3 protein-coding genes are annotated in these 1,737 nt (G+C 62.9%); 2 read left to right on the top strand and 1 reads right to left on the bottom strand.

What is annotated here, in order from left to right:
• Window positions 1-255: 255 nt before the first annotated feature.
• Entirely contained in the window at window positions 256-570 is a 315-nt protein-coding gene (locus tag ACE3S9_RS19260; RefSeq protein ID WP_374548089.1) for a DUF3572 domain-containing protein, read from the bottom strand.
• Window positions 571-698: 128 nt separating this feature from the next.
• Between ACE3S9_RS19260 and ACE3S9_RS19255 the strand changes: the two genes are divergently transcribed.
• Entirely contained in the window at window positions 699-1,070 is a 372-nt protein-coding gene (locus ACE3S9_RS19255; RefSeq protein ID WP_374548088.1) for a response regulator, read from the top strand.
• A 37-nt stretch (window positions 1,071-1,107) separates the two neighbouring features.
• On the top strand, window positions 1,108-1,737 hold a 630-nt coding region (locus ACE3S9_RS19250), incomplete at its 3' end, for a response regulator (RefSeq protein ID WP_374548087.1).

Below are 1,737 nucleotides of genomic sequence, written 5' to 3'. Positions count from 1 at the left end.
GATCTCGTCTATGCCGATCTTGACCGCCGTCTCCATCACCGTCATGCCCGGCTCGGCTTCCGCCTCGCGCTTCTCGCCGTTGGAGCTGACATAGACGACCTTGACCATTGCAAAATTCCCGTATCCGGCGCCGCAGGCCGCGCCTTTTGCAGCGCCGTTCTAATCACGATTAACGCGCATTGCCACTGCCGAGGCCAACAAAAATCGTCGCAGCCGCCATCAATCCGCCGGATTGGCGCGCATCGCCGCGCGAATTCATCCCGGATCGGCGATATCCGGATTGAGGGCGCGATGGGCGGCGGCGATCCGTTCCGGCGCAAAGCCGCCCGCCGCCGCGAAATCCATCAGGGTCCGCTCGTCCGCGACGATGAACGCCATCACCCCGCCGAGAAAGCCCGGCTCGGCGGCCGCCGCGCGCAAATGGGCGATATCGAGGCCCGACAGAGCGAGAAAGCGCGACAAGCGTTCGGGGTCGCCGGCGAGATAGCTCAGGCCCGCGATCGCGAGCTGTTCGGCCTCATCGCGGGCCAGCGGCCGGGAGGGGACGTATCCGGAAGAAGGCGGGGTCAAGAAGAAAAGTCCTGTCGGCGAAATAGCGAGGATAAGTTCCGCTCAAATTACCCATTCGTCAATTTATGTCGGATAGAACTGAGAGGATTGGCCGCGCCGTCGCGGCTCGCCGGAACCTGCGGGGCGCAATGACGAAAACGGTGCTGATCGTCGAGGACAATGAGCTGAACATGAAGCTCTTCAACGATCTGTTGGAGGCCCACGGCTATGCGACGGTTCAGACCAAGAGCGGGGTCGAAGCCGTCGGCCTCGCGCGCAACCACCACCCGGACCTGATCCTGATGGACATCCAGCTGCCGGAGGTCTCCGGCCTGCAGGTCACCCAATGGCTCAAGGACGATCCCGACCTCGCCCATATTCCGATCATCGCCATCACCGCTTTCGCCATGAAGGGCGATGAGGAAAAGATCCGCCAGGGCGGCTGCGAGGCCTATCTGTCAAAACCGATCTCGGTGGTGAAATTTTTGGAAACGGTTCGCAATTACATTGGCGATAACTGAGTCTGGCGGAACCGGAGCGCATTGAAAGGACCGGCCCATGACGGCCCGCGTGCTGGTGGTTGACGATCTTCTCCCCAATCTGAAACTGCTGGAAGCGCGGCTTACAGCGGAATATTTCGACGTGATCACCGCCACCAACGGGCCGGAAGCGCTGAAGATCTGCGAGAAGGGCGCCTGCGACATCGTCCTGCTCGACGTCATGATGCCGGGCATGGACGGTTTCGAGGTCTGCCGCAAGATCAAGGGCAATCCCGCGACCCTGCACCTGCCGGTGGTGATGGTGACCGCGCTCGACCAGACCGCCGACCGCGTGCGCGGCCTCGAAGCCGGCGCCGACGACTTCCTGACCAAGCCGATCGACGAGATCGCGCTGATCGCGCGCGTGCGCTCGCTCACCCGCTTGAAATTCGTGCTCGACGAATTGCGCAACCGCGCGGCGACCTCCGCCCATCTCGGCGTGACCGAGGCGGTCCGCCATTCGCTCGACGACGGCCTCGGCGGCCGCATCCTGCTGGTCGACGACCGCAGCAATTCGTCGCAGAAGATTTGCGCCTCCCTGCGCCCGGCCTATGACGTCGATGTCAATATTGACGCCCATGAAGCCTTGTTCCGCGCCACGGAGCAGGACTATCACGTTGTCATCGTCAGCCTCGGCCTCGCCCGGTTC

It is taken from the genome of Rhodoblastus sp. (genome assembly GCF_041915505.1).
In the GTDB taxonomy this organism is placed as follows: Bacteria; Pseudomonadota; Alphaproteobacteria; order Rhizobiales; family Beijerinckiaceae; genus Rhodoblastus.
Note: the sequence above shows the minus strand (reverse complement) of the source record. Positions and strands in the feature narration are given on the sequence as shown.

Excerpts from the sequence above, each read along its gene's own strand:
- ACE3S9_RS19255 (WP_374548088.1), top strand. The coding sequence starts at position 699 with ATGACGAAAACGGTGCTGATCGTCGAGGACAATGAGCTGAACATGAAG.